The sequence below is a fragment of the Allosphingosinicella deserti genome, from assembly GCF_003012735.1.
Taxonomy (GTDB): Bacteria; Pseudomonadota; Alphaproteobacteria; order Sphingomonadales; family Sphingomonadaceae; genus Allosphingosinicella; species Allosphingosinicella deserti.
Window position 1 is genome coordinate 685,002 of record NZ_PXYI01000003.1, and the last position, 25,653, is coordinate 710,654.

Below are 25,653 nucleotides of genomic sequence, written 5' to 3' on the forward strand. Positions count from 1 at the left end.
AGTCTGCTTGTACGCGCGGCGGAGCTCGTTTAGCGGCCGTTACGACCTTTGCTGGAGGATGAAATTTCAATGCGTTCGCTGACGATCCTCGCACTTCTGCTCGGGGCCGCCCCGGCCGCTGCCGCACCGCTCGACCCGACGATGATCAATCGCATCGCCGATCAGGCGATGAACCATGGCGAGGTGGTCGACACGGCTGCCTATCTCACCGATCGGATCGGTCCGCGGCTCACCAATTCGCCGGCCATGCGCGCCGCCGAAAGCTGGACCCAGCAGCGCTTCCGCGACTGGGGCCTGTCGAACGTTCGCACCGAAGGTTTCGAATTCGGCCGCGGCTGGTCGATCGACTCGTCGAGCGTGCGGATGATCGCGCCGCGTCCGCTCGCCCTGCGTGCGATCCCGATCGCGTGGACTCCCGCGACCGACGGCGTTCTCAGCGCCCCCATCGTCGTCGCCCCGATCAAGCGCGAAGCCGATTTCGCCGACTGGCGTGGCAAGCTCGCCGGCAAGATCGTTCTGGTCAGCTATCCGGCGCCGCCCAAGGATGCCACAGATCCGGCTTTCACCCGCCTGTCCGACGCGGACATCGCCAGGCTCGATGTCTATCGCCAGCCGGTCACCGATGATGAAGCCGGAGACGGCTGGTTTCGGGCGCTGAGTTTCGCCAAGAAACTGGACGCATTCCTGAAGAGCGAGGGCGCGCTCGCCTGGGCGCGGATGTCGTCGCGGAATGGCGGCCTGCTCCACGGCAACGGATATCTTCACCGCGCCGCCGACACACCGGCGCTGCCTGCTGTCGAAATCGCCGCCGAGGATTATCGCCGGCTGGCGCGGCTGGCCAAGGCCGGCGAGGTCCGGCTCGAGATCGACAGCCGCGTCCGCTTCGACGACTCCGACAGCAAGGGCTACAACATCCTCGCCGATTTGCCCGGCAGCGACGCCAAGGCCGGCTATGTCATGGCCGGCGCACATCTCGATTCCTGGGTCGCCGGGGATGGCGCCGCCGACAATGCCGCAGGCTCGGCGGTGGTGATGGAAGCCGCGCGCATCCTCTCTGCGCTGAAGGTCAAGCCGAAGCGGACGATCCGTTTCGCCCTGTGGTCGGGCGAGGAGCAGGGGCTTTACGGTTCGGCCAATTACCTCGAGCGCCATCTGGCAAGTCGCCCGGCCAATCCCGATCCGGCGAAGGCGGCGTTGAGCTACGATTTCAAACTCGATCAATATCCGCTGACCAGATTGCCCGGCTATGGCGAGCTCGCCGGTTACTTCAATATCGACAACGGCTCTGGCAAGCTGCGCGGCCTCTACGCCGAGAACAATCTCGCAGCCGTGCCGATGCTGCGCGAGTGGCTATCGCCTTTCGCCAGCATGGGTGCTTCCACCGTGGTGGCGCGCCCCACCGGCGGCACCGATCATCAATTCCTCTCCGCGATCGGGCTGCCCGCCTTTCAGTTCATCCAGGATCCGCTGGATTACGGATCGATGGTCCACCACACCAACGTCGACACGTTCGATCATTTGCGCACGGAGGATCTGCGCCAGGCGGCGGTGGTCCTCGCGTCGGTGCTGCTCTCCGCCGCCAACAGCGACAAGCCGCTGCCGACGATGCCGCTGCCGACCAAGCCCAAGCTCACCGATCCCTTCTCCTACGAGGATCCCGACCGTCTCGATTGAGCCTGGGCGGCCAAGCGACGGGTTCGTGTTCCAGATCCTCCCCGAGCTCCGCTCGGGGAGGGGGACCGCCGCCGCAGGCGGTGGTGAAGCGGCAGCCACTGCCACCGGCCTTAACTGCGTTGCAGCTCGACTGCCGACTGAGACCACCCGATCCCGCGCTTCGGGGATGGCGGCGGGCCCGCTTGCCTGTATGGTCCGACTCGGCCGAAGGGGGCCGTGTCGGGGTAAAATCTTCCATGCTTACAGGCGCGACGGCCGATTTCCTGGCAGGTGGCGGCGAAATGGGCCGCCGCATCAGGGACTATGACTGGGCGGCACATCCGCTGGGCATTCCGAGCGGTTGGCCGCAGGCGCTGCGCACCGTGGTCGGCCTGATGCTGAGCACCCAGCACCCGGCGCTGATCTTCTGGGGGCCCGACCTTCATTGCCTGTACAATGACGCTTTTGCGCTGGCGCTCGGACCTGAGAAGCATCCGGCCATGCTCGGTGGCGAGGCTCGAACCTTCTGGGCCGAGGTCTGGCCGCTCGTCGGCAAGAATATCGAGGATGCGGCGAGCGGGCGGCAGGCGACATATAGCGAGAACCAGAAGGTCCCGATCTATCGCCACGGACGCCTCGACGACGTCTATTGGACCTACAGCTACAGCCCGATCGATGATGACGGCAGGGTCGGCGGAGTCCTCGTTCTGTGCACCGAAACGACCGCGCAGGTGCTCCACGAGCGCCGCCGTGACGCGGAGCATGCGCGCCAACGGCGCCTGTTCGAGCAGGCGCCCGGCTTCATCATCATCATGCGGGGGCCCGATCACGTCGTCGAGTTCGTCAACGACGCCCATCGCATCGTGTTCAACAGCGGCGACTGGGTCGGCCGGACAATCCGCGAGGCGTTTCCGAGCATCGAGGGGCAGGGCTATTTCGAGATCCTCGACCGGGTCCATGCCACCGGCGAGACCTACGAGGCCAACGCCGCGCGGGTGAGCTTCCGTCGCAGTCCGCACGCGCCGGTCGAGACCCGCGCCCTGACCTTCATCTACGCACCCCTGTACGAGGAGGACGGCACCATCGGCGGCGTCTTCTGCGAAGGATTCGACGTTACCGTCGGGCGCCATTCCGAACTCCGGCACGCCGCGCTGTCGGAGCTTGCCGACCGCTTCCGCGACATCGAGGAGCCCGACGCGATCGCCTATGCCGCCGCCGAGATCCTCGGCCGTACTCTGGAGGTCAGCCGCGCCGGCTATGGCACGATCGACCCGGTCGCCGAGACGATCAGCATCGAGCGCGACTGGAACGCGCCGGGGATCGGCAGCATCGCGGGCCTGCTCCATTTCCGCGACTACGGATCCTACATCGAGGATCTCAAGGCCGGCGAAACGGTGGTCGTGTCCGATGCAGATCAGGATCCCCGCACCGCCGGGACCGCCGCCTCGTTGAAGGCGATCAGCGCTCAGGCCTTCGTCAACATGCCGGTCACCGAGCAGGGCGGCGTCGTCGCCTTGCTGTTCCTCAACCACGCGGCGCCGCGGCGGTGGAGCTCCGACGAACTGGCGCTGATCCGCGAATTCGCCGAGCGCACCCGGATCGCGGTGGAGCGGCGGCGCGCCGAGGTCGAGTTGCGCGCCAATGCGGAACGGCTCGCCTTTCTCGATGTCCTCGGGCGCGAGACGGCGCGGGCCACCGACGCCGACGCGATCATGGCGATCACCACGCATCTGCTCGGCGAGCATCTCGGTGTCTCCAATTGCGCGTATGCCGACATGGACGAGGACGAGGACGGTTTCACTATTCGCGGCGACTGGAGCGCGCCCGGATCGCCGAGCATCGTCGGCCATTACAGCCTCGCCGACTTCGGTGTGCTCGCGGTTCGAAATCTCGGTGCCGGCGCGCCTCTGATCGTCAACGACAATCTCGCCGAACTGGCGCCTGAGGAAGCGGCGACCTTCCAGGGAATCGGGATTGCCGCCACGATCTGCATGCCGCTGATCAAGGACGGCCGGCTGACTGCCCTGATGGCGATCCACGATCGGGTTCCGCGGAAGTGGAGCCCGCGCGAACTGGCCATGCTGCGCGAAGTCACCGAGCGCTCCTGGGCGCATATCGAACGGGTCCGCGCCGAAGCCGAATTGCGGGCGCTGAACGAGACGCTCGAACAGCGCGTCCGGGAACGCACCGAGCAGTTGCTCGAAGCCGAAGATGCGCTCCGCCAATCGCACAAGATGGAGGCGGTGGGGCAGCTGACGGGAGGGCTCGCCCACGATTTCAACAATCTGCTGACCGGCATCGGCGGCAGCCTGGAGATGATGCGGATGCGCATCGCGCAGGGGCGGCTGACGGATGTCGAGCGTTATTCGGTTGCCGCGCAGGGCGCGGTCCAGCGCGCCGCCGCGCTCACCCATCGCCTGCTCGCTTTCTCGCGCCGCCAGACGCTCGATCCCAAGGCGACGAACGTCGATCGCTTGGTCGGCGAAATGGAGGAGCTGATCCGCCGCACCGTCGGCCCGCAGATCGACGTCGAGGTCGTCGGAACGCGCGGCCTGTGGTCTACCCTGGTCGATCCCAACCAGCTCGAGAACGCCTTGCTCAATCTTTGCATCAACGCCCGCGATGCCATGCCGGACGGCGGCCGCCTGACCATCGCGACCGCCAATTGCGCGCTCGACGAGCGCAGCGCGCGCGAGCAGGATCTCCCGGCCGGCGATTATGTCTCGCTTGCCGTCACCGACACCGGCACCGGCATGGCGCCGGAGGTGATCGCCAAGGCGTTCGATCCCTTCTTCACCACCAAGCCGCTCGGCGAAGGCACCGGGCTCGGCCTGTCGATGATCTACGGCTTCGCGCGACAGTCCGGCGGGCAGGTGCGGATCCAATCGGATGTGGGGCAGGGCACCACCATGTGCCTCTATCTGCCGCGCCACGATGCCCAGGCCCCGGCCGAGAGCGAGGAAACCGCCGACCCGGCACCCGGCCTGGCCGCCGACGGCGAGGTCGTTCTGGTCATCGACGACGAGCCGACGGTGCGGATGCTGGTCGGAGAGGTGCTCGCCGATGCCGGCTTCTCGGCAATCGAAGCGTCCGATGGTCCCTCCGGCCTCAGGGTTCTTCAGTCGAACGCCCGCATCGATCTGCTGATCACCGATGTCGGCCTGCCCGGCGGCCTCAACGGTCGTCAGGTCGCCGATGCCGCCCGCGCCGCCCGGCCCGGACTCAAGATCCTGTTCATCACCGGCTATGCGGAAAATGCGGTGATCGGCAACGGCCACCTCGATCCCGGCATGTCGATCGTCACCAAGCCGTTCCAGATGGACGTTCTGGCGCGCAAGATCCGTGAGGCGATCGAGGGATAGGACGCGCGGTGGCGGCCGGGTGCGGCTTCAGTCCGGTGAGAACGCGCAGCCAGCCGACCCGTCGGGCCAGTTCGTAGAAAAGCACGCAGCCGCCCACCGTCGCCGTCAGGATCAAAGCGGCCTCGACTGCGATCGGCAAGGTGAAGCGCCTCAGCGCCACCGCGGCCATGATGATCAGTGTCTGGTGAACCAGATACCAGGGGAAGATCGCCTGGGTCAGATAGGCGCGCGCCGGATGCTCGGCGCGGGCGAGGTACTGATGCGCATAGCCCAGGATCGTCGCCGTCCAGCCATATTGATCAAGTCCGTACACGCTGTGCATCACCGCTTTGGCAAGAGCGGCGTCGGCGGTGCCCGTCATCCACAGGATCAGCGAGCCGGCATAGATCGCGTAGGCGAAGATCGCGAGGCCCAGCAGGCGGCGGCGCCATGCCGCCAGCGCACGCCAGACCCGCGCGCTGCGCGCGGTCCCGAACCCGAACAGGAATGCCGCCAGCGACTCCGCATGCACCGTCCAGTCGCCGAACAAGGCATGTGTCTCCGGGTAGACCGGCGCAAGCACGAGCCGCACCCCGGTCAAATAGAGGATCGGAATGAGCACGAGGCCCAGCCACAAGGGCAGGCGGGCGAGCGGTTCGCCGGCACGCCGCCACGCTGCAGGCAGCCGGCGCCCGATTGCGACTGTGCCGGCGAGCAGCATCGTGTAGACGAGTATGTAGACGACGAACCAAAGATGATTCCAGGTCGGCGTGGTCAGCGGCGCGCCGTGCCAGCGCCAATCGCCGCCCGCGGTGAGATAGGCGGCGTAGAATTGGTCGTAGGGCAAGGAGGTGCCGGCATCGGCGAGCTGTAGCCAGGTTTGCGGCGGGACGATCACCAGCATCCCGAACAGCAGTGGCGGCGTCAGCCGGATCAGACGCGCCTTGAGAAAAGGCGTGGCGGCAGCGCGATCGAGCATGAAACGCGTCGCCGCGCCCGACACGATGAACAGCAAGGTCAACCGCCAGGGGTTGGTCAGCACCATCACGGGTTGCAGCCAGTCGAGAAGGCGCGGGCTCTTCACGTGCCAGTCCCACGGCACATAGACCATGCCGACATGGTAGAGGATCAGCAGCGCGAGCGCGCCGATCCGAATCCAATCGAGGTCGAGCCGCCTGTCCATGTTCTTCGAGGTCGCCGTCATTCTCACCTCCCGTGAGCGAGCATCTCTCGAAGATCCACGCCGTTTCCGCTATCGCCGGGACATGAGCGGCGACGTGGCAGGGACGAACGGGGGAGACGGTGGGGCAGTCGGACGCGCATGCGTGACGGGCGGCGTACCACCCTTGGCCTTCGCCTTGTGCATAGCCGGGCCGGTCGCTTTCGCCGCCATCAACATCTGGACTCGCCTGCACGATCAGCCGGGCCTTGCCGGCCGCGCCTGGGAGGTGGTGACCTGGGAAGCCTCGAGCGCCGCCGCGACCATCGTTCTGCTGCCCGTCGTTGCGCGGATCGTCCGCAAGGCCACTGGCGCGCTGCCGGCGATCGGCGCAGCCCTTGCGTGGCACGTCGCCGGCTTGCTCGCCTTTTTCGGGCTGCACGTCGGCAGCTTCGTGCTGCTTCGCGTTGCGGTGTACGCATCGATGGGAAGCCGGTACCGCTTCGGCGGGCTCGGTGCCTGGATCTACGAATTCCCCAAGGACGGCGTGAGCTATCTGATTCTGGCGGCGATCATGAGCGCGGCACTGCTGCGCCCACGTGCCGCGACGCCGGCAGCGACCCGGGCACGGCAACCGCCGGTGATTTCGATCCGCGAGGGCACCCGGACGCATTATGCCCGGCCCGACGAGATCCTCGCCGTGTCATCCGCGGGCAATTACGTCGAATGGCACCTCGAAGACGGCCGCAAGCCGCTGACCCGGGCGAGTCTCGCCGCCGTCCACACCCAGCTCGCGCCGCTCGGCTTCGTCCGCACCCACCGCTCCTGGCTGGTTAATCGCCGCCGCATCACCGCAATTGCCGCAACTCGCAGCGGCGATCATCAGCTGACCCTGGCAGGCGGCATCACAGTTCCCGGCTCGCGCCGCTACGCCGCGGCTTTCGAGGTGCCCCAGAGGGAACCGGCCGGCGCCTGAACCAATGCCCGCACGGACGGACTCCCATCCCGACGACTTCGTAAAGGTTGGGACCATGGACCGCACCCCGCGCGGTCCAGCGCCTACGGCTGGTACCTTCTTCTGCCGTCAACCCGCAGCGCAGTCGCCGGCCTACGCGCCTCCGGCGCTCGCGCCAAGACTGGCGAGAAGCGCGTCCAGCTGCTCGAACTGCTCGGGCATGCCGTCCTCCATCCCGAGCAGGGACTCGTCGAGCGCCTCCTTGGTGGGATAAAGTTCGTGCAACACCAGCAAGGTCTTTCCGCCTTGTTCTTCGAAGGTGACCGTGGTCACGGCACCTCCTGCGTCTTCCTCGTTGGTCCAGACGAGGCGCGAGGGCGGGACGACTTCGAGATATTTGCCGAAGAAGGTCATCGAATTGGCTTCATCCTGGCCGAAGGTGACGCGGTAGCCGCCGCCGACACGGACATCCATGTCGCAGGACAGCAAGGGCACGCCCGACGATTTCGGCGCCCACCACAGCTTGAACAAGTCCGATTTTGTCCAGGCCTCGAACACGATGCGGGGCGGCGCGTCGAACAGGCGCGTCACCACCAGCTCGCGATCCGATCTCCGGGCCACCTTCGTGCGGTTCCTCACGGCCATGGGCTCACTCGCTCTTGCATCCATCGTCTTTCTCCTGTGCCTTGAGGTTTTCGATCACCCTGTCCAGTGCGTCGAAGCGGGCGCCCCACAGCTCGCGATGCCGCTCGATCCACGCCGCCTCTTCCTTGAGGGCGCTGAGAACGAGCCTGCAGGTGCGGACGCGTCCGACCTTCTCCGTCGTAACGAGCCCGGCTTGCTCCAGAATTCCGACATGCTTCTTCATGCCTGTGAGGGTCATCTGGAAACGGTCGGCAAGGGCGCTGATCGAAGCGTCCGCGCGTCCGAGTTGCTCGAGAACGCCGCGCCGAGTGCGATCCGAGAGCGCTGCGAACGAGGCGTCGAGGCGAGCATCCGAAAACTGAACCATATGGTTCAGTGTCTATCGTGCCCTCTTGGTCGCTGCAAGCCCCTCGTCCCGGAAGCGGGCGGCGCTCGGTCGGTGCCGCCACGGGAATGAGCGAAGGAGCAGGCCCCTTGTTTTGTGATCTGCTCTGGATGGGATAGGATCACGGACGCATGCTGGAATTCAGGCGGGCAGGCGGCTTGCGCCACTGGCGCGTGAAGGTGCTTCGACAGGAGAATGCGCGCAACCATGGCGTCGGACGAGGTAGATGGCGTGGAGGCGTGCGGGCCGGCCGGCGAGCCGTCCCCGGCCTATGTTCGCTTGTCCACCCGAGAGCTTGCGCAGGACGAAGGACAGGGCGCCCTCCGGGAATATTATGGCCGGATCGGGATGGGCATCGACATGGCCCCGCTCAGTGACGACGAACTCGCGTTCGACGCCTCGACGTTGATCCTGCCGGGCGTGCGGGTGTCGATGGCGACGACCACGCCGGCGGCATGGGACCGTCGCCGCGATCTGACCGCTGACGGCAATACGGAGTTCGTGATTGCCTGGGGTGCGCACGGTTTCGCGTGCGATCGGCCGGGACGAACGACGCTCGAACTGGCCGGGTCGACCGCCTTCGCGTCGTCTTTCGACCGCCCGTGGACCGTCAGTTGCCGCGGACCGTGGGCGACCAGCATTCAGATCAGTCGCGATCTTCTGGCCGAACGCGTTCCCGAGCTCGACGACGTTCCACTCGATCGGGTGGACCGACGACGGCCCGAAGCCGCCTTGTTGTTCGATTATCAATGGCTGGTTGCGCGCAACCCGCTCACCGCAGCAATGACGGCTCGGGTCGCGACCCACATCGTCGATCTCGCGGCCTTGTGTCTCGGGCCGGCAAGCCAGGCGGGCAGGGAGCGGCCGAACGGCGGAGTTCGGGCCGCGCGGCTGCTGGCGCTGAAGCGCCACATCGATCAGAACCTGCATCGCTCCTCGCTCTCGGCGCGGACGGCAGCCCGCGCGCTCGGGATCAGCGAGCGCTACGTTCGAGACCTTTTCGCGGAGCAGGAGACCAGCTTCGCCGATTATGTCGCCGATTGCCGCCTCGACGAGATTCGCCATCGGCTCCAGAATGCACAGGATTGCGGCCGGTCACTGGCAGAGATTGCTGCCGATGCCGGCTTCGCCCAACCCTCGACTTTCTATCGCAGGTTCAAAGCCCGGTTCGGAATTGCTCCATCGGATCTGCGGCGCGGCGAGCAAGAGCACGTTAGAAGTTGAAGCGGAGCCCGCCGTTCACCGTGAAGCCACGCCGGCTCGATCCATCTTCGAGGTTCCCGACGACGAACGCCGACACCCGTCCGCCCCGGGCATGGCCCATGATCCCCGCCGAGTAGCGCATCGTCCGGTTCCAATTGACGCTTTCCAGCGAGAAGGTCTCGGCCGGCTGACCGAAGCTGAAGCGTCCCTGCGCGCGCCGCGACCAGTTCTTTACCAGCGACGCGCTGGCGAAAGGCTCGATCACGTAGCTCTCGGCGATGTCCCGCCGGTAGGAAAGTCGAAGGCCTGCCTCCCCTATGCGGGTCTTGTCGCTTTCGGCGAAGTAGCGGCTGTCGGCATCGATCGCCAGGTCGTCGATATCGCTGCTGGCGTAAAGGAAGCCGACGAACGGCGTTGCAGCGAAGCCGTTGGCGGCTCCGATGCGATAGGATGCGTGGAAGGAGGCGGCCGTCGCCGATCCATCCACTTCCTCCGAACCGGCGCTGAACATCGTGGGCATCGCCAGGTCGTAGTTGCGCCATTCCTTTCGGATGGTCGCCTCCAGCGACAACGCACCGTTGCCGGCTGCGACATAGGCGCCGACGAAAGGCGTCTCCACCGACACGCGGTCCGCGGCCGAAAGCCGGGCGTCGCCGTCATACCAGCCGCCGACCACACCGAGATGCAGGTTCCACCCGCCGTCGCCCAGATTGAGGACGTTGACGTCGGCGCCGATCTGCATCGCCTCGTGGACGACACGTATCCGGTCCGAAGTGTCGATGGATACGCCGCCGCCGGCGAGCGATGCGGCGATGACCTGGTCGGTATGGCCGCCGCTCGCCCGCATCCACAGGCTGACTCGTTTGTCGTTAGCCGGTCGGCCGGTTCGCGCCGTGACGTAGGGGCTGATGGGTGCATCGAGGAGAGACGAGGCGGCCTCGGCGACGAAGGAGAGGCTTCCCAACGACAACGATGACGGGTTGATCGCCTGAACAAGACCGAACTGTGTGGGATTGGCCGGGTTCCGCCCGAAGCCTTCCAGGACGAAACCGGTCTGCGCGAACGGGCTGCTCGAGGTAAAGGCATCGGCGGCGGCGCCCTGCGCAACCGAGACCACCGGCAGAAAGCCGCCCGCGACGAAGCTGCGCGCGCCGACCCGGTTCAGCGTGACGTTGGTGGTGCCCGCCGCGGTGCCTCCAATGTTCAGCCGGTCGGCGGCGGACGACGTCGTGCTGTAGTCCGCGAAGAACTGCCCCCCGCCGGTATAGTTGCCGCCGACGGTCACGACGTTGCTCGTCAGGTTGTTGTGGGCGTTGATGATCCCGCTATTGGACATTGCGCCATCGGTGGTGAAGCTCCCGGCTCCGGTGAATGTGATGCGTCCGCTGTTGCTGCTGTTGCGGAGAAAGGACATTGTGCCGCCGGGGCCGATATTGACCGCGCCCGAATTGACCAGGCTGCCCGAAAAGCTTGAAGAGCCGGAGCCGACATTCGCGAGCGCAGCCGGCGCGTTGGTCATCGTCGAGGTGGCGAGGTTCGATCCGGCGACGTTGATCGCCCCGTTCAGCATGCCGGTGTTGTTCAGCGTGAAGATCCCGCCGCTCAGGCTTCCGGCAATCGCGTTGGCGCCCGAGATCGTGCCGTTGTTGTTGACCATCGCCGTTCCGCTCCCGGTTGCGACGAGCCTGACGCCGGCGACGGTGCCGCTGATCAGCCCGGCATTGTTGACGGCAAGCGCTCCATTCACCGTCGCCAGGTCGACTCCGAAATCCGGATCGAGGCTGCCTGCGGAGCCGATGTTCACGGTGATCGCGCCAGCTGAGGAGGACCCTCGCACCCCGGCATTGCCTGCACCCGTCGCCATGATCTTGCCGGCAACGTCGATCGTCGTGGCACCGGTGGAGAGGCCGCTCTCGGTGACGACCCCGCTGCCGCCTGCGGCCGTGACCCGGGTTCCCGCGCCGATGGTGATGCCGATCGAACCTGCATTGGCAGCCGCGCCGACGTTCCGGGCGACGATCGCGGGGCCGTTGGACGCGGTCACGTTGCCGCCGGTCCTCACGGTGATATCGCCTGTCCCGTTGGTCTGCGCGAGGACGCCGACTTCGCCGCTGATGCTGCCGCTACGATCGACGATGAGGTCGCCTGCGCTGGCGGCATTGTCGATCCGGAGGAGGACGCCGATGCCGGACGTCGTCGCGATCGTGCCCGCACCGGTAACGGCGATCCCGTTGTTGACCCCGGTGCTCTGCGCCGCGATGCCGCCTGTCCGGCCAAAAATGCTGTTGCCGGCGATGGCGATCGCGCCGGTTCCGGAGTTCACGGCCTGAACGGCGATGGTGCCGCCGCTGATGCTGCTATTCGCGCCGTTTCCGGTAATCGTGATCGCGGCGTCGTTCCCGGTCAGCAGCAGGCCCTGCTCGGCGATCCCGTTGATCCTGCCGGTGCCGATCTGGTTGACCGTGATCGGCCCCACCGCACCGGCACCCGTTGAACCGAGCCGGACGCCGATAAGGTCACCTTCCACCGAACCCGCATTGTTGACGTTGATCGCACCCGAAATGCTGGTCTGATCGATGCCGATCAGCGGGTCGATGACCCCGCTTGCGCCGATGTTGGTGATGATCGCGCCGCTGATCGAATTGCTGCTGATGCCGACCGCGCCGGCATTGATCGTGCCGTCCAGGTTGATCGTCGTCGTACCCGATGAACCACCGATCGTCGTCCGGATACCCGCGGCGTCCGCCGAATCCGCCGTGATCGTGCTGCCGGCGTTGACGGCAACGTTGATCGTGCCGACGTTGGGCGCGACAAGGCTGTTCTGCGCGATGATCGCCGACGCGCCGGTCGAGCGCACGTCATCGGCCGCGGTGACCGCAATGTTGCCTCCGTTCGCCACCGCCAGGATGCCGAGGTCGGTCGCGGTGATCGCGCGGTTCGCCACCACCGCAACCGAGCCGGACCCGGCATTCCCGGCGACGATCCCGAATTCTCCCGCGATAAGCCCCTGTCCGGTCACCGCAATGTCACCCGTCGCTGCGTCGGGGGCGATCCTGGCGACAACACCCGCAAGGCCCGCCTGCAGATCTCCATGCGCCGCAATGGTGATATCGGCGGCCGTTGACTGACTCTGCACGTCGATCGCGTTCGCGGAAGCGGCCAGTGCGGTGATTGCGCCGGTTCTGACGCCGATGTCGCCGCCGGTCGCGGAGTTGCGAACGACGATGCCATTCGCACCCGCCGAGCCGCCCGCGCCGGATATGTCGACGGTGACGGTGCCGGCACCTTCGTTGAGGATGTTCGCGCCGTCACCGGAGCCGCCGACGAAGCCGCCGGTTCCGGTGACGGAGATGTCGCCTGCACCGCCGCTGCCTCCGACGAGCAGCAGGCCGCTGCTGGCGCCGGTCACCGTTTGCGCGGCGGCGATTGTTACGGCGTCGTTGCCGGTCGCGCGAATGCCTTCGAGGCTGGTGCCGGTGACCGTCCCGCTGGCCCTGACCGTGACACCGCTCGCACCATTGTTGTCGGCCAGGATGCCTTGCGTACCCAGAACGTTGCGCACGGTGACGTCGACCATGCCCGCGGCGCCGGCCGAGACCTGCCGCGCGACCACTGCTAGGTTGGTCGAGGTGACGTCGCCTGTGCTGACGATGACGTTGCCTGCATTGGTGCGTGCGGAAACTCCGTAGGCGCCGTCGGCCGAGACCGGGCCGATGGCGGTTACCGTCACCGAGCCGGAGCCGAGATTGTACGCCTCGATCCCGTAGCGGCCGGACACCGCGCCGTTCGTGGTCACATCGATATGGCCGCCCGCGGCGTCCGCGCTGAGCCCGGCGACCACGCCCGCATTGCCGCCCTGAACATCGCCGTTCGAAACGATGGCGATATCGGCTGAGATCGAATCGAGCCGGACGTCGACGGCGATGCCGTCTGCATCGAGCGCGGTGACGGCACCGGTGGTGACGCCGACGTCGCCGCCGCTTGCCGTGTCGGCCACGGTGATACCGTGTCCGCCCACGGAGCTGCTCGCCCCGGATATATCGACGGTGACAGTGCCGGCACCTTCGTTGAGGATATTCGCGCCGTCACCGGTGCCGCCGACGAAGCCGCCGGTTCCGGTGACGGAGATGTCGCCTGCACCGCCGCTGCCTCCGACCAGCAGCAGGCCGCTGGTGGCGCCGGTCACGGTCTGCGCGGCGGCGATGGTCACCGCGTCGTTGCCGGTCGCGCGAATGCCTTCGAGGCTGGTGCCGGTTACCGTTCCGCTGGCCCGGACCGTGACACCGCTCGCACCATTGTTGTCGGCCAGGATGCCTTGCGTACCCAAAACGTTGCGCACGGTCACGTCGACCACGCCCGCGGCGCCGGCCGAGACCTGCCGCGCGACCACTGCTAGGTCGGTCGAGGTGACGTCGCCTGTGCTGACGATGACGTTGCCTGCATTGGTGCGCGCAGAGACTCCGTAGGCGCCGTCGGCCGAGACCGGGCCGATGGCGGTTACCGTTGTCGATCCTGAGCCGAGATTGTACGCCTCGATCCCGTAGCGGCCGGAGATTGCGGCCTGGGTTGTCACGTCGATGTCGCCGGTGGCGGCATTCGACTGGAGCCCCGCGGCGACCCCGGCATTGCCGCCATGGATGTCGGCTTCCGCGACGATCGTCAGGTCCGCACTGGTCGAATCGAGCTGGACATCAATGCCGACCCCGTCCGCATCGGGCGCGTTGACCGCACCCGTCGTGACGCTGACGTCCCCGCCGAGCACGGTATCGCGCACGACGATGCCGCTGCCGCCGAGCGCGCTGCTTGCCCCCGAAATATCCACCGTGACATCGCCCACGCCGCCGTTGAGGATGCTTGCCGCATGTCCGTTCAGCGCCACGAACTCTCCGGTGCCGACCACCGCGATATTGCCTCCGCCTTCCGCTCCGCCGCTCAACGTCATCCCGTTGGTGGCGCCCGTCACCCGATCCGCGACGAACACCGTCATTGCGCCCCCGGCACTCGCCCTGATGCCTTCGGTCAGCGTTCCCGTGGTCCTCCCGTTGGAGTAGATTCTGACTTCCCCCGAACCGGCATTGGACGCGAGGAACCCCGTCGTGCCCGACACGTCGTTCGCACTGAGCTCGACAGTGGCCGTGGAGCCGCCCTGGATCTGCTGCCCTGCGACGCCGGTGTTCCCGGTCGAGATGACGTCCGCGGCATAGACGGCAATGTTACCGCCGCTGCTCTGCGCGTAAACTCCCTCACCGGTCGTCGCGGAGACGGGGCCGGCCGCGCTCACGAAGATCGTTCCCGTGCCGAAGTTCAGCGCGCTGATGCCCTCCGTCCCGGACACGGACTGGTTGGCGACGATATCCATGTTGCCGGTGCCGCCGGCGCCGATCACCGCCAGCATCCCGACGCCGCCCGCCTGCACGTCGTCCTCCGCGGTCAGCGACAGATTGGCGGTCGTGGACAGCGTCTGCACGTCGATTGCGTTGCTGCCTGCCGACAGTGCCGATACTGCACCGGTCTCGACTCGTATATCTCCGCCGAGGACCGTGTCGCGGATGTAGATGCCGTGGCCGCCGACGGCGCTGCTCGCGCCCGATATGTCGAGCGTCACGGTCCCGGCTCCGTTGTTGAGGAGGTAGGCCGCATCCCCATTCTGGCCCACGAACGCCCCGGTACCGATCACCGCGATGTCGCCGGTGCCGCCGTCTCCTCCCTTCAACCGCATGCCGCTGCTGCCGCCGGTCACGCGATCGGCGACGAACACCGATACGGCCCCGCCGCCGCTAGCCAGAATCCCCTCGTCCACGGTTCCGGTGGTCGTTCCGTTGGCATAGACCCGGACGTCGCCCGTTCCGGCGGTGCTCGCAAGCAGCCCCAGGGTGCCCGAAACGTCGTTGGCACTCACCTCGACGGTGCCGGTTGCGCCGCCCTGGAGCTGCCAGGCGGACACCGCCTGGTTCCCGGTCGACACGACAGTCCCGGCGTAGACCGCGATGCTCCCGCCGCTCGTCTGGGCGTAAATGCCTGCGCCCTCCGTTGTCGTAATCGGCCCGATCGCGTTCACGAAAATGGTCCCGGTGCCGAAGTTCCGCGCGCTGATGCCCGTCAGGCCGGAGACGGCGCCGTTCGCCAAGATCTCGATTGCGCCCGTCGCCGTGTTGTCAGCGGTTGTCGCGCGTATTCCGGTGCCGCTCGACTGAATGTCGCCGTTCGCCGTAATCGCGATGTCTGCCGCCGTTGAGGCGGTGCGAACATCGATCGCCTCGCGGCCGATCGTGGATGTGGTCACCGCGCCGGTGGTGACGCCGATGTCGCCACCGATCGCCGTGTCTCGAACGTAGATGCCGTTGCCGCCGAGCGAACTGCTGGGGCCGCCGATCGCGAAGCGGACGCTGCCCGCACCGAGATTGTTGATGTTTGCCGCGTCGCCGGTTCCGCCACGGAACCCGCCAGGGCCGCTCACCGCGATTTCGCCGGCGCCGTCGATCCCGCCCGTGAGCGCAAGGCCGGCGGTCGCGCCGCGCACCTCGTTTGCAATCGTCACGATCACGTCGCTGTGACCGAATGCACGGATACCTTCCAATGTGCCGGCGGTGACCGTTCCGTTGGCGGTGACGCTGACCACGCCGGATCCGTCATTCTCGGCGATGATGCCCGTCGAGGCCGCCGAGACATCGCCAGTGATCACTCTCACCGCGCCAGCGCCGGCTGCCGACGTTTGTTGGGCAATGACGCCTTCGGTCGTCGTCGACGTCACATCGCCCGTGTGGATCGTGATGTCGCCGCCATTGGAGAACACGCCGACCCCGTAATTGACCGTATCAATCGGGCCATTTGCCGTCACCGTCACGGAACCCGAACCCTGGTTGTTCGCGAAAATGCCCTGATGAGCCGACACGGAGCCGTTGGTATGTATGTCGATGTCGCCCGCGGCCGTGGCCTGTAGAAGCAGCGCAGAAATGCCGGCACCGCCGGCCTGGATGCTTCCGTTTGCCGTGACGCTCACGTCGCCCGTGAACGAATCGCTTCGGACGCTGATGCCCTCCCGACCGTCTTGGGATGCGTCGACATCATTGGTGACGATGGTGATGCCTGTGCTGCTCGTCACGTCCTCTACGGCGACGCCGTCGCCGTTGCCCGCATAAACGCTCCCGCCGATGTCGATCGCGATCGAGCCGACGCCCCCCGTCTGCGCCGCCGTGAAAGCGGGGCCGGACATGAGGTTTTCATTATGAGCGATGTTGCCGTCGCCCACATAGCTGATCGCTCCGCCGTTTGCGGAGATCGAGAGCGCTCCCGTGCCGCCCGCACTCGCGACATTGCCGCTATCGATGCCGATCACGCCATCGTTGATAACGGAGACGCCGCCGGAGCCGCTATTCGTGATCGCAAGGCCATGCCCGCTCACCTCTGCGCCAGCGTTGACGGTGAGCGTCAGCGGCGCTGCCGAGGCGCCGCCATAAGCGCGGTCGTTCGGTGAGTTCGCCGGATAAATCGTGTCGGTCGTGGCCGTCGTGCCGCAGACCACAGCGTTTCCGGCGACGCCGCAATTGGCCCAGGCCGCTTCCGGGGCGAGCAGAGTGGCGCCTGCGGCCACGGCAACGCCAAGGCCCGATCGCAATGCGAGCCGGCTCGCCTGCGACTTCAGAATGACCAATCGACCGGATCTGGCGGAGAGCGGGGCAGGACACGTGGCCGCGCCGGCGATATTCTGGAATCGTAGCATGGATGTGCCCCTTTTCATTTCGATTTTCGAAGTGGACGCGCAGCGATCCGCGCGCTTGGGCACGGCGATGCAGGTGGCCCGCTGGCAGATCGCCAGTCAGTCGCCGTCCTCTGTGATTCAGATTGTCTGGCGCACGCCGCGGCATCCACGATCGACGCAGCATATGGCCCCGCGCTCGCCCGGCGGTTCAGGGTGAATGCAAGATTGCCTTGCTGTCGTTGATCATGATTCCTGGCCCGCCAAGTTGCCCATTCTTCTTCGAACCATTCCGGAATTGCCGATTGACCGGCCGGGAGGGGAGGTCAGCAACTTAGAGGAGTCTGAAAGGATCTCAACAGTATCGCTGTTGCGCCAGCGGCAATAGCACTCGCGCTAGCGGAACTATCGCTGGTGAAAGTTGGCGCTCTTGCCGCTTATTGCCGAGAGACGCTAACAATTATCTGGGATTATGATCACTGTCCGGGGTTCGCCGGTTCGGGCCGGCACAGGCCAGCGCCATTTCGATATCGTCAGCCTGGATTGCGCAGGGCAGCCGCACGCTCCGTATAGGGCAGGGTCGCGGGCAACGCGCGAAGGAAGTCGGCCGCGCGCGTCTTGTCGGCAACATCGATGTAAAGCTGCCCGTTTGATCGGCTGCTGATCTCCAGACGCGTAATGAACGGCAGTGAAGAGATGTCCACCTTCGAGATCTCGGAAAACGGCCAATGGTCCGGCTTGAACACCCTGAAGTGAAGCGCGTCCGACGTAATCTCCAATTTCGGATTGATGCCGTTCTTGGAATAGCCGAACAGACCGAAGCTGCGCTTCAGCTGGCGCACCGGCACGGCGACGGCGCCCGAAACGCCGTGCGACAGCGGCAGGTCCGACTTTGCGCGCAATCGACCGATGACCACGATCGCGAGTCCGGTGGTCAGCGCTAGGGTCAGGGTGGCCGAAACGATCACCAGTGAAAATGTCTGGGTGTCCATGGCCGCCCCCGATTATGATCCGACAGGATTCTATGGTTCGGTCCCTTGGTCAACCGAGGGTCGTGCGATGCTCGATTTGCGCAACGATCATGCGGCTCGTTTCCGCGCCGGGCGCGCGACGCATCGCAAGATTATAGGGGAAGGGGATGTTGAACGAAGAACAGCATCGCGCCGCCGGCAAATCCGGCCAGGCCCAGTGAGAGCGGATGTCCGGCCAATCTTTCCAAAATACGCATATCGTCTGTCCTGAAACGTGCTTCCTATGCCAGCGTATCGCCCGTTTCGCCGAGCGAGGCCGCGATGCCCGAAAGCAATGTCAACGAACGTAGACATAGTGGTTCGGCGGTCAATGTCAACACCTGTTGATGCACTTTGCGAGCGCCCGTCGACGCGCTGATCGTATGTCCGAGGCCGCACTTCGATGCTCTACGATTGAGCCGGGTCGGAGTTGGGAGGGCGTACTTCCGGTGACGGGAGGAACGGGAACCCGGCGCTTCACCAGCATCGCCTCCGGCGGCCGGCGCGCCAACGCCACGCTTCACCGAGTCCTTGTTAGCATGGCGCAGACATCTCGCACCGCGCGCGGCAGACATCGCGAACTTGCGCAAAGGGGATTGCAGGTGAAGGCGACGATTGCCGCGATTGCTTCACTGTTTCTGGCGAGCGTTCCGGCAGGGGCGCAGGAATGGTTCTCGCCAGGCTATTTCGACAATTGGGCCTTCAGCAACCAGGCCGCCGACATGCTGCGGCGCTCGCAGAAACAGATCTTCCGCGGCAATGCCGGCGAGGCTCTACGCCGCCCACAAGCGCCGTCGCGCACAGCCGCTCCGGCCGTGCCTCCGATCACGCGCGATCAGGTGCAACGGATCGCCGGCCGGCTCGCCGGCGGCTTCCCGGCCAACGAACGGGACAAGGCCAGTCGGATCTTCGTCGAACTCTACGGCAAATACGGCCAGCTCGAGCGGCAATTGGGTTTGCGTCCGGGCGACCCTGCCGGGGCCGCCGCGGCCCTCATCGCGGCGAGCTACATGGCCCATGCCGATGCCGACCTCGGCGAGGCCGAGTTCGGCACCCTTTACAGCCAGCTCCGAGTGCCAGTCGCGGCAGCGCAGGATGCTGGGTTCCAGGCTGTCGAGGCTCAGGTGACGATGGCGATCCTCGCAGCCTATCTCGCGGCGACGCGCGAGGCGCTCAAGGAGCGACCCGATCCGGCCCGCTCAGCCGAGCTGCGGCGCGCCGGCGGCTCCTATCTTCGCGAATTGCTGGGGGTCGAACCGTCGAAGGTCCGGATCGGATCGGCGGGGTTGGAGCTGCTCTGATCGGCCCAGGCCGCCGGCGCGCTGGGCGTTGCTTGCTGCTGGCGCTTTCGCCATCTTCAGGGACGGTTCTTAGAAATCGTCTGCGCTTGCGTGTGGGGTCGGGAATTCTCCTCCACGCTTCTACACCCGCTCCAATCAGGCCAGCCGCTGCGGATGCGGCGTCTCGCCGCGGTTCAGCATGTCGACGAAGCGGGCGATCGCCCGCTTCCGGCCGGCTTCGGTCTTGATGGCGTGCATGCGGAAGGCAAGGGCGAAACGGTTCTGTGCGCTGAGCTTTGCCAGCATCGCCCTGGCCTGCGGATCGGCGTCGATCGCGGCCTGAAGGTCGTCCGGGATCGCCATGTCCTTGCCGCTGCCATAAGCGCGGTCCCAGCGGCCGTCCGCCTTGGCTGCCTCGACTTCGCGGAGGCCGTGCTCGGTCATCCGCCTTTCCGTAATCAGCCGGGCGACATTGTCGACGTTCAGCTTGCTCCAGATGCTCTTCGGCCGTCGCTTCGTGTAGCGTTGCAAATAGCTGTGCTCGTCGAACGATTTGCGGATCGCGTCGATCCACCCCCAGCACAGCACCACGTCGATTGCCTCTTTGGGGGTGATCGACGGGCGGCCGGAGGCGACTTTGTGGATCTTGATCCAGACTTCGTCCTCGATCTCGTGGTGGCGCGACAGCCACGCCTCGAATTGCTCGGCGGTCTCGAATTCGTGTACCTTGTCGGGATCGACTTTGACGGGCGCCACTTCACTCTCCTGTGCTGCCGCCTTCCTGCCGCCGCGCCGAAGAGAAAGCAGCCCCTTTGCGTCTTCGGCCTCACATGCGCTCACTTCCCCCGCGGTCAGGTGAGCGCGAGCGCACAGGCGGCGACGATCGACAGGCCCATGCCGACGTTCATCCGCCGCTCGGCCTTTGGAGCGAGGGTGATCCGGCCAAGCCAGGCGCCGGCGAGCAACCAGGCGAAATCGACGACCGCCATCACCGCCACGCACAGCAACCATTTGGCCATGGCGTCGGCGATGCCGCCCGCTGGCGGGACGACGACGAACGATCCGAAGAGGGAAGCGAACGCCAGATAGGCTTTCGGGTTGGCGATCCCGAGCGTGAACGCGCCCCAGAGCGGGAAACGGGCCTGCTCGCCGGCACCGCCGATCTCGCCGCCGAGCGGCGCGGTCGCGACCTGCCAGGCAAGCCAGAGCAGATAGAGTGCCGAGACGATGGTGAGCAGATGGCGCAACCAGGGCAGGGCCCGCAGAATCCCCACCAGCCCGGCCGCGCTGAGCCCCGCGGCGATGGCGAGGCCGATCTGCATCGTCGCAAGATAGCCGATGCCGCCGAAGAGCCCGCGCGCCCGGCCAACCGCGAGCAGAGCCGCAATGCCGGGCCCTGGCGAACCCAGCAAGGCGGCCGCGGCCACAGCGAACACCAAGGCAGCTTCCATCACTCACCGTCTCGGAATCACATATAAAGACATCTTTATATCCTTATATGTGGTTTGGCAAAGCGATGTGCCTTTGCCAGCCGCTGCTTTGCCCCCCGGCGGGATTATCCCTATGTTCGCGTGTCGTGGATGCGCGTGCCGGAGGAGGCGGAGGTGTTGAGCGAACGACGATTGGCTCCGCAGCATCTTCCCGCCGCCTCCGCTCTGGCTTGGCACGCACACGACGAGGCTTATGCGGCCGTCCTTCTCGACGGCTGCTATCTCGAGGCGGGTGATGGCGGCCGCTTCAAGGCTGAGCCTGGGCAGGTGCTGATCCACCCGCCCTTTTCGGGTCACGCCAATTGGATCGATCGGGGCGGCGTGGCGTTGGTCAACGTCCCGCTGTCGGTGGTGGACGGCCTCAGATTGGAGAGCGGCCTCGTCGGCGATCCCGAGCAATTGCTCGACGAGATAGGCCGCCGCCCGGGGCAGGCGGGGGCGCTGCTCGCCGCCGCGGTGCGGCCGTCCGCGAAGCTGGAGAGCGACTTGCCGGACCTGCTGGCGACGGCGATGCTCGATCCGGAAGCGCCGTCGCTTACCGAATGGGCCGATCGTCACCAGGTTTCGGCGCGCACGATCACCCGTCATTTCCGTCAGGCATTCGGGATTTCGCCGGCACGACACCGTCTGCGGGTGCGAACCCTCGCCGCCTGGCGCGAGATCGTCGATGGGGTCCGCTCGCTCGCCGACATCGCCGCAGCGGCCGGCTTCGCTGACCAGGCGCACATGACGCGCTCCATCGTCACCCTGACCGGGCGGCCCCCGCGGGCCTGGCGCGATGTCCATTTGGTTCAAGACGCGGTCTGAACGCCCCTCCTAGGCTGGGCGCATGAGATCCAGCCTTTCCCTCTCCGCCGCCCTCCTGGTCTTCGTCGCGCCCGCGGCTTCGGCCGTTCCGGTTACCCTTGCCGAAAGCCCGCCGAGCCTCGTCGAGCAGGCGGCCGCGGCCTACGGCGTCTACGACATCAATCGCGCCGAGGCGCTCTATCGCCGCGCCTCGAACGATCCGCAGGCAAGCCCCCCGGATCGCGGCATTGCCCGCCGCGAATGGGCCCGCATCATTTGGCTGGTCGACGGGGACGCGGCCGCGGCTCGCAAGATCCTCGAGGCGGGCATCGCCGAGGATCCGGATCCTTGCCCTGCGGCCTTGCTCTATGCCCGAATGCCCGGTGGCGGCGGCAAGAGCGGATCGGCGCGGATCGATGCGCTCGCCGTGCAATGCCTCGCGATCGAACCGGGCATCTCGGTTGAGCGCGTGCGCGCCCGCATGCTGGAGGCGGCGGCGGCGCCGTCTCCGGATCCGTTGCTGCGGGAAGCCAACGGCCGCTGGGATGCGCTTCCACTCGATGCGCAATCCGGCCCGGCAGGATCGCGTCTGCTGCTTGCGCTTGGCCTGCTGTCGCACGATGCCGAGCGCGCTCTCGCAGGCTGGCGCAGCTATTTTGGGCTCGATGCTGGCGAGGGTGCGCCCCAAGGCCTGCGCAGCCTGACGCCGGATGCCGTCGGCACGTTCGAACGCGGCCTTGCGCCCGATGCACCCTCCAGCGACCGGCTTGCTCTGGCGATACTGCTGATGCGCGCCGGCTTCGCGGAAGAGCTTCGCCGCTTCACCGCCGGGGCCCTCGAGGGGATCGCTACCGACGATGCGGAGCGCCGCACGATCGACGCCTATCTTGCCCTGCGCACTGCGATCGACGCGGAGGTTCTCGCCCATGATCGCCGCTACGCACGCCACGGCGCCGTCGACGAGGACGCGTATGAGGAGCGCCTGCGCCGAATCCTTGCCGAGGCCGTGGCGTCGCTCGGCAGGGCCGGAAAGGTCGACGGAGCGGGAGAGGATCCGTGGCCTGCGCTGCGCCGGCACTTCAATCTGTTCGGCACGATCGGCAAGAGCAATGGCGTCTCCAGCCTCCATCTCGGGCATGTCGTCGTCGACGAGCAGATGTCGGTCACACAGGATGGTCGCAGCGGCACGCTCCGCTTTCTCGCCATCGATCTGATGGCGCAGAACGGATTTTCGGGGTGGCTCGCCGACGGCGCCGGCGGTCCGGGCGGCTGGGCGGTCGACGGCACAACCATCATCCAGGTGCGGCCGCGCTTCATGGCGACGGTCGAGACCTCGCTCGCCGTGGCGCGGCCCGGCGCGGCCCGCGACCGTGCCTTGCGCGAGATCGAGACAAAGCGCCGGAGCGATCGCGCGATCGCGCGCAACGAACCGATCTCCTACCTTCCCGGCGTGCGCGACCGATTGCGGCTGCAGGGGATTGACGACATCGTCGCGTCCGTCCGCACCGCCGGCATCTCGGAGGCCGGCTTCGCACCGGCCTTTCGCAAGGCTTATGCCGAGGCGACCTTCGGCAGCGCCATCGTCGCCCATGAAGGCCGCCACGCCCTCGATCAGATCGAATTCCCCGGCGGCCGGGCACTTCCGAACGAGGAGCTCGAATATCGCGCGAAGCTTTCCGAAATAGCGTTCTCCGTCAGCCCGCGCCTTGCCCTGTCGTCCATCTATTCGCCGTTGTTCGGGGGGAGCACCGGCCACGGCGTCGCGAACCGGCGCCTCGCCGCCGACCTCGCCCGCTGGATCGCGGCGAACGGCGATCAGGTCGCCGGCTATGATCCGCAGCGCACCCCGCTCGAGCAGCTCGACCGGCTGACCAACGATCAGTTGCGGGCGATCGTACGCGCGCTGGACAGCGCTGTTAGGGCAGGCGCACCGGTCTCCTGATCGCTCTCGCCTCGGCAGCAAAGGCTTGGTATCTCGCCGGTGGGGACGCTGGCCGATCGCGCCGTCAATGCGGGAGAATGTGCATGCCCGGTCTTCGATGGGGAGCGCTGCTCCTGTCTTCCTTACTTGTGTCGCCGCTCGGCGCCGCCCAACCCTCCAATCCGCTTCGCCAGAGTTTCTCGATCGAAGCCCGCGGCGCCCCTGCGCCGGTGCGTATCGGCGGCGCGCGGACATTGCGCTACGAGCTCCACCTCACCAATTTTGCTGCCCGTGTGCTCGTGCTCGACGCGCTGACGATGCGAGACTCTGCGTCCGGCCGAATCCTCGGCGCCCTCGAGGGAGACGCGCTCGCACGCGCGGCCGCTTCGGTCGGTGCGGGCGAGGGCGCCGATCCGCGCCTGGTCGAGCCTGGTCGGCGCGCCATCGTCTATGTCGATCTGACGCTGCCCGCCGACACGCCCGCCCGGATCGAGCATCTCCTCGCCTTCGGCGATCCCGCCTCGAAGAGTGCGCCGCATGGCACGGTCGCTGGCGGCGCAGTGGCGGTCGATGCACGCGCGCTTCCGGAACTCGGGCCGCCTCTACGGGGCGGGCCCTGGGCCGCAGTGTACGAGCCCGATATGGCAAGGGGTCACCGCCGCGTTCCCTACGCTGTCGCGGGGCGGGTCACCATTCCCGGACGCCACGCGATCGACTGGATGCGTGTCGGCGAGAATGGCGCGGCCGCGGGGAAGGACGACGGGCTCGGCGCCGAGGTGCTCGCGGTCGCCGACGCAGTGGTCGCGGCGGCACGAGACGGAGTCGCCGAACCGACCGGGGAGCGCCCGGCGGTGACGCTTGCCGAAGCGTCGGGAAACTATGTCGCGCTCGGTCTCGGCGGCGGGCGCTTCGCCTTTTACGAGCATCTGATGCCCGGCCTCAAGGTCAGGCCGGGCGATCGGGTGCGGCGTGGGCAGGTGATCGGCAGGCTCGGCTCGACGGGCCAGGCCAGCCGCCCGCACCTTCATTTCCATGTCGCGGATGCCGCCGCCACGCTCGATGCCGAAGGCATGCCTTACCGCCTGCGCGGCGGCACGATCGTCGGGGTATTCGCCTCAATCGAGGCGTTCGGCGATGGTTCGCCGTGGACGCAATCGGAGCCGACCCCGTCCGACTTCCCAATGCCGAATGCGGTCGTGCGATTCCCCTGATCGGGCGCTATGGCCCATGGCTCAGCCTGCGGGGAGGCGGCCAAGGAAGTCGCGGATCAGCCCGGCGGCTTCGTCGAGGTTGGTCTCGAGCAGCCAATGGCCGCCGTCGAGCAGGTGGAGTTCGGCATTGGGAAGATCGCGCAGATACGCGCGGGCCGATGCCTCGGGCATGTAGCCGTCCTGCGGTCCCCACACGATCAGGGTGGGCGGCTGGTGCGCGCGCAGATAGGCCTGGTAGCGCGCGAACCAGTCGAGATTGTCCTTCAGCCCCGCGATGATGCCGACGATGATCTCGCGGCGGCGGGGGGTGGTCAGCGCCCAATGAAGCGTCCAAAGGTCGGGCGGGATTAGCTCGGCGCGCTCCGGACGCACGTCGTTCAGGAATTCCTCTCGATATCCGTCTTCCGACACCGCATCGCCGAGTGCGTCCCGCCGCTCCGGCGTCGGATCGCGAAAATAGGCTTTCAGCCCCTCATATTTCGGGCCGAGGACATCCTCGTAAATGTCCCCGTTCTGGATGATCAGGCCGGTGATCCGCTCCGGGCCTTGAATGGCGAGGCGCAGCCCGATCTGCGACCCGAAATCGTGCAGGTAGAGCGCGAAGCGGTGCACGCCCAGTGCGTCGAGGAAACGCGCGAGGAAATCGGCATAGCCATCGAAATCGTAGCGGAAATCGTCGGGCGTATCACTGTAGCCGCAACCCGGAAAGTCGGGTGCCAGCTGCCGCCAGCCATTCCCCAATCGAGGCATCAGATTGCGGAATTCGTAGGACGAGCAGGGATAACCGTGCGGTAGCAGCAGGACGGGACCGTCGGGCGGGCCTGCCTCCCGGTAGAAGACGCGATAACCGTCGAGCTCGATCCAACGATGGCGCACAACTGCTTGATCGACCATGGGAACGCTCCTTCGTCCGGTCTG

16 protein-coding genes are annotated in these 25,653 nt (G+C 66.7%); 8 read left to right on the top strand and 8 right to left on the bottom strand.

Annotated elements, in window-relative coordinates:
• Positions 1-69: 69 nt before the first annotated feature.
• The gene (locus C7I55_RS11495) at positions 70-1,674 is read left to right on the top strand and encodes a M20/M25/M40 family metallo-hydrolase (protein WP_106513038.1); all 1,605 of its coding nucleotides are present in this window, start codon (positions 70-72) and stop codon (positions 1,672-1,674) included.
• Between the two features lie 236 nt (positions 1,675-1,910).
• Positions 1,911-5,015 carry a GAF domain-containing protein gene (locus C7I55_RS11500; protein WP_106513039.1) on the top strand — a complete coding sequence of 1,035 codons (3,105 nt, stop codon included), beginning with the start codon at positions 1,911-1,913 and terminating at the stop codon, positions 5,013-5,015.
• Here C7I55_RS11500 and C7I55_RS11505 read toward each other — a convergent pair.
• The gene (locus C7I55_RS11505; protein ID WP_106513040.1) at positions 4,954-6,198 is read right to left on the bottom strand and encodes an acyltransferase family protein; all 1,245 of its coding nucleotides are present in this window, start codon (positions 6,196-6,198) and stop codon (positions 4,954-4,956) included. The genes C7I55_RS11500 and C7I55_RS11505 overlap by 62 nt on opposite strands.
• Before the next feature lie 73 nt (positions 6,199-6,271).
• On the opposite strand from C7I55_RS11505, the gene C7I55_RS11510 reads away from it, so the two are divergent.
• Positions 6,272-7,129, top strand: a complete 858-nt coding sequence (locus tag C7I55_RS11510) for a LytTR family DNA-binding domain-containing protein (protein ID WP_158266389.1) — start codon at positions 6,272-6,274, stop codon at positions 7,127-7,129.
• A gap of 132 nt (positions 7,130-7,261) precedes the next feature.
• Here C7I55_RS11510 and C7I55_RS11515 read toward each other — a convergent pair whose 3' ends face one another.
• Positions 7,262-7,729 carry an SRPBCC family protein gene (locus C7I55_RS11515; RefSeq protein ID WP_233222162.1) on the bottom strand — a complete coding sequence of 156 codons (468 nt, stop codon included), beginning with the start codon at positions 7,727-7,729 and terminating at the stop codon, positions 7,262-7,264.
• 28 nt (positions 7,730-7,757) lie between these two features.
• Positions 7,758-8,120 carry an ArsR/SmtB family transcription factor gene (locus C7I55_RS11520; protein WP_106513042.1) on the bottom strand — a complete coding sequence of 121 codons (363 nt, stop codon included), beginning with the start codon at positions 8,118-8,120 and terminating at the stop codon, positions 7,758-7,760.
• A 213-nt stretch (positions 8,121-8,333) separates the two neighbouring features.
• Between C7I55_RS11520 and C7I55_RS11525 the strand changes: the two genes are divergently transcribed.
• Complete coding sequence (locus C7I55_RS11525) at positions 8,334-9,362, top strand: AraC family transcriptional regulator (RefSeq protein WP_106513043.1); 1,029 nt, start codon at positions 8,334-8,336, stop codon at positions 9,360-9,362.
• Here C7I55_RS11525 and C7I55_RS11530 read toward each other — a convergent pair.
• Complete coding sequence (locus C7I55_RS11530; protein ID WP_158266390.1) at positions 9,352-17,061, bottom strand: hypothetical protein; 7,710 nt, start codon at positions 17,059-17,061, stop codon at positions 9,352-9,354. The genes C7I55_RS11525 and C7I55_RS11530 overlap by 11 nt on opposite strands.
• 509 nt (positions 17,062-17,570) lie before the next feature.
• On the bottom strand, positions 17,571-18,029 hold the full coding sequence (locus C7I55_RS11540; RefSeq protein ID WP_106513046.1) for a hypothetical protein: 459 nt from the start codon (positions 18,027-18,029) through the stop codon (positions 17,571-17,573).
• A 620-nt stretch (positions 18,030-18,649) separates the two neighbouring features.
• On the opposite strand from C7I55_RS11540, the gene C7I55_RS11545 reads away from it, so the two are divergent.
• The gene (locus C7I55_RS11545; RefSeq protein ID WP_106513047.1) at positions 18,650-19,348 is read left to right on the top strand and encodes a DUF6683 family protein; all 699 of its coding nucleotides are present in this window, start codon (positions 18,650-18,652) and stop codon (positions 19,346-19,348) included.
• A gap of 135 nt (positions 19,349-19,483) precedes the next feature.
• Here the strand turns inward: C7I55_RS11545 and C7I55_RS28835 are convergent, their stop codons facing one another.
• Entirely contained in the window at positions 19,484-20,083 is a 600-nt protein-coding gene (locus C7I55_RS28835; protein WP_106513048.1) for a YdeI/OmpD-associated family protein, read from the bottom strand.
• 95 nt (positions 20,084-20,178) lie between these two features.
• Complete coding sequence (locus C7I55_RS11555) at positions 20,179-20,763, bottom strand: LysE family translocator (RefSeq protein ID WP_233222183.1); 585 nt, start codon at positions 20,761-20,763, stop codon at positions 20,179-20,181.
• 171 nt (positions 20,764-20,934) lie between these two features.
• Between C7I55_RS11555 and C7I55_RS11560 the strand changes: the two genes are divergently transcribed.
• From C7I55_RS11560 to C7I55_RS11570, 3 genes are all read left to right on the top strand, one after another.
• On the top strand, positions 20,935-21,624 hold the full coding sequence (locus tag C7I55_RS11560) for a helix-turn-helix domain-containing protein (RefSeq protein ID WP_199192790.1): 690 nt from the start codon (positions 20,935-20,937) through the stop codon (positions 21,622-21,624).
• Positions 21,625-21,646: 22 nt separating this feature from the next.
• The gene (locus C7I55_RS11565) at positions 21,647-23,545 is read left to right on the top strand and encodes a hypothetical protein (RefSeq protein WP_106513051.1); all 1,899 of its coding nucleotides are present in this window, start codon (positions 21,647-21,649) and stop codon (positions 23,543-23,545) included.
• 83 nt (positions 23,546-23,628) lie between these two features.
• Complete coding sequence (locus C7I55_RS11570; RefSeq protein WP_158266391.1) at positions 23,629-24,735, top strand: M23 family metallopeptidase; 1,107 nt, start codon at positions 23,629-23,631, stop codon at positions 24,733-24,735.
• A gap of 21 nt (positions 24,736-24,756) precedes the next feature.
• Here C7I55_RS11570 and C7I55_RS11575 read toward each other — a convergent pair whose 3' ends face one another.
• Positions 24,757-25,629, bottom strand: a complete 873-nt coding sequence (locus C7I55_RS11575) for an alpha/beta fold hydrolase (RefSeq protein WP_106513053.1) — start codon at positions 25,627-25,629, stop codon at positions 24,757-24,759.
• Positions 25,630-25,653 lie beyond the last annotated feature (24 nt).

Coding starts and splice junctions, on each gene's coding strand:
- C7I55_RS11495 (WP_106513038.1), top strand. CDS start 70: ATGCGTTCGCTGACGATCCTCGCACTTCTGCTCGGGGCCGCCCCGGCC.
- C7I55_RS11500 (WP_106513039.1), top strand. CDS start 1,911: ATGCTTACAGGCGCGACGGCCGATTTCCTGGCAGGTGGCGGCGAAATG.
- C7I55_RS11505 (WP_106513040.1), bottom strand. CDS start 6,198: ATGACGGCGACCTCGAAGAACATGGACAGGCGGCTCGACCTCGATTGG.
- C7I55_RS11520 (WP_106513042.1), bottom strand. CDS start 8,120: ATGGTTCAGTTTTCGGATGCTCGCCTCGACGCCTCGTTCGCAGCGCTC.
- C7I55_RS11525 (WP_106513043.1), top strand. CDS start 8,334: ATGCGCGCAACCATGGCGTCGGACGAGGTAGATGGCGTGGAGGCGTGC.
- C7I55_RS11530 (WP_158266390.1), bottom strand. CDS start 17,061: ATGCTACGATTCCAGAATATCGCCGGCGCGGCCACGTGTCCTGCCCCG.
- C7I55_RS11540 (WP_106513046.1), bottom strand. CDS start 18,029: ATGGACACCCAGACATTTTCACTGGTGATCGTTTCGGCCACCCTGACC.
- C7I55_RS11565 (WP_106513051.1), top strand. CDS start 21,647: ATGAGATCCAGCCTTTCCCTCTCCGCCGCCCTCCTGGTCTTCGTCGCG.
- C7I55_RS11570 (WP_158266391.1), top strand. CDS start 23,629: ATGCCCGGTCTTCGATGGGGAGCGCTGCTCCTGTCTTCCTTACTTGTG.
- C7I55_RS11575 (WP_106513053.1), bottom strand. CDS start 25,629: ATGGTCGATCAAGCAGTTGTGCGCCATCGTTGGATCGAGCTCGACGGT.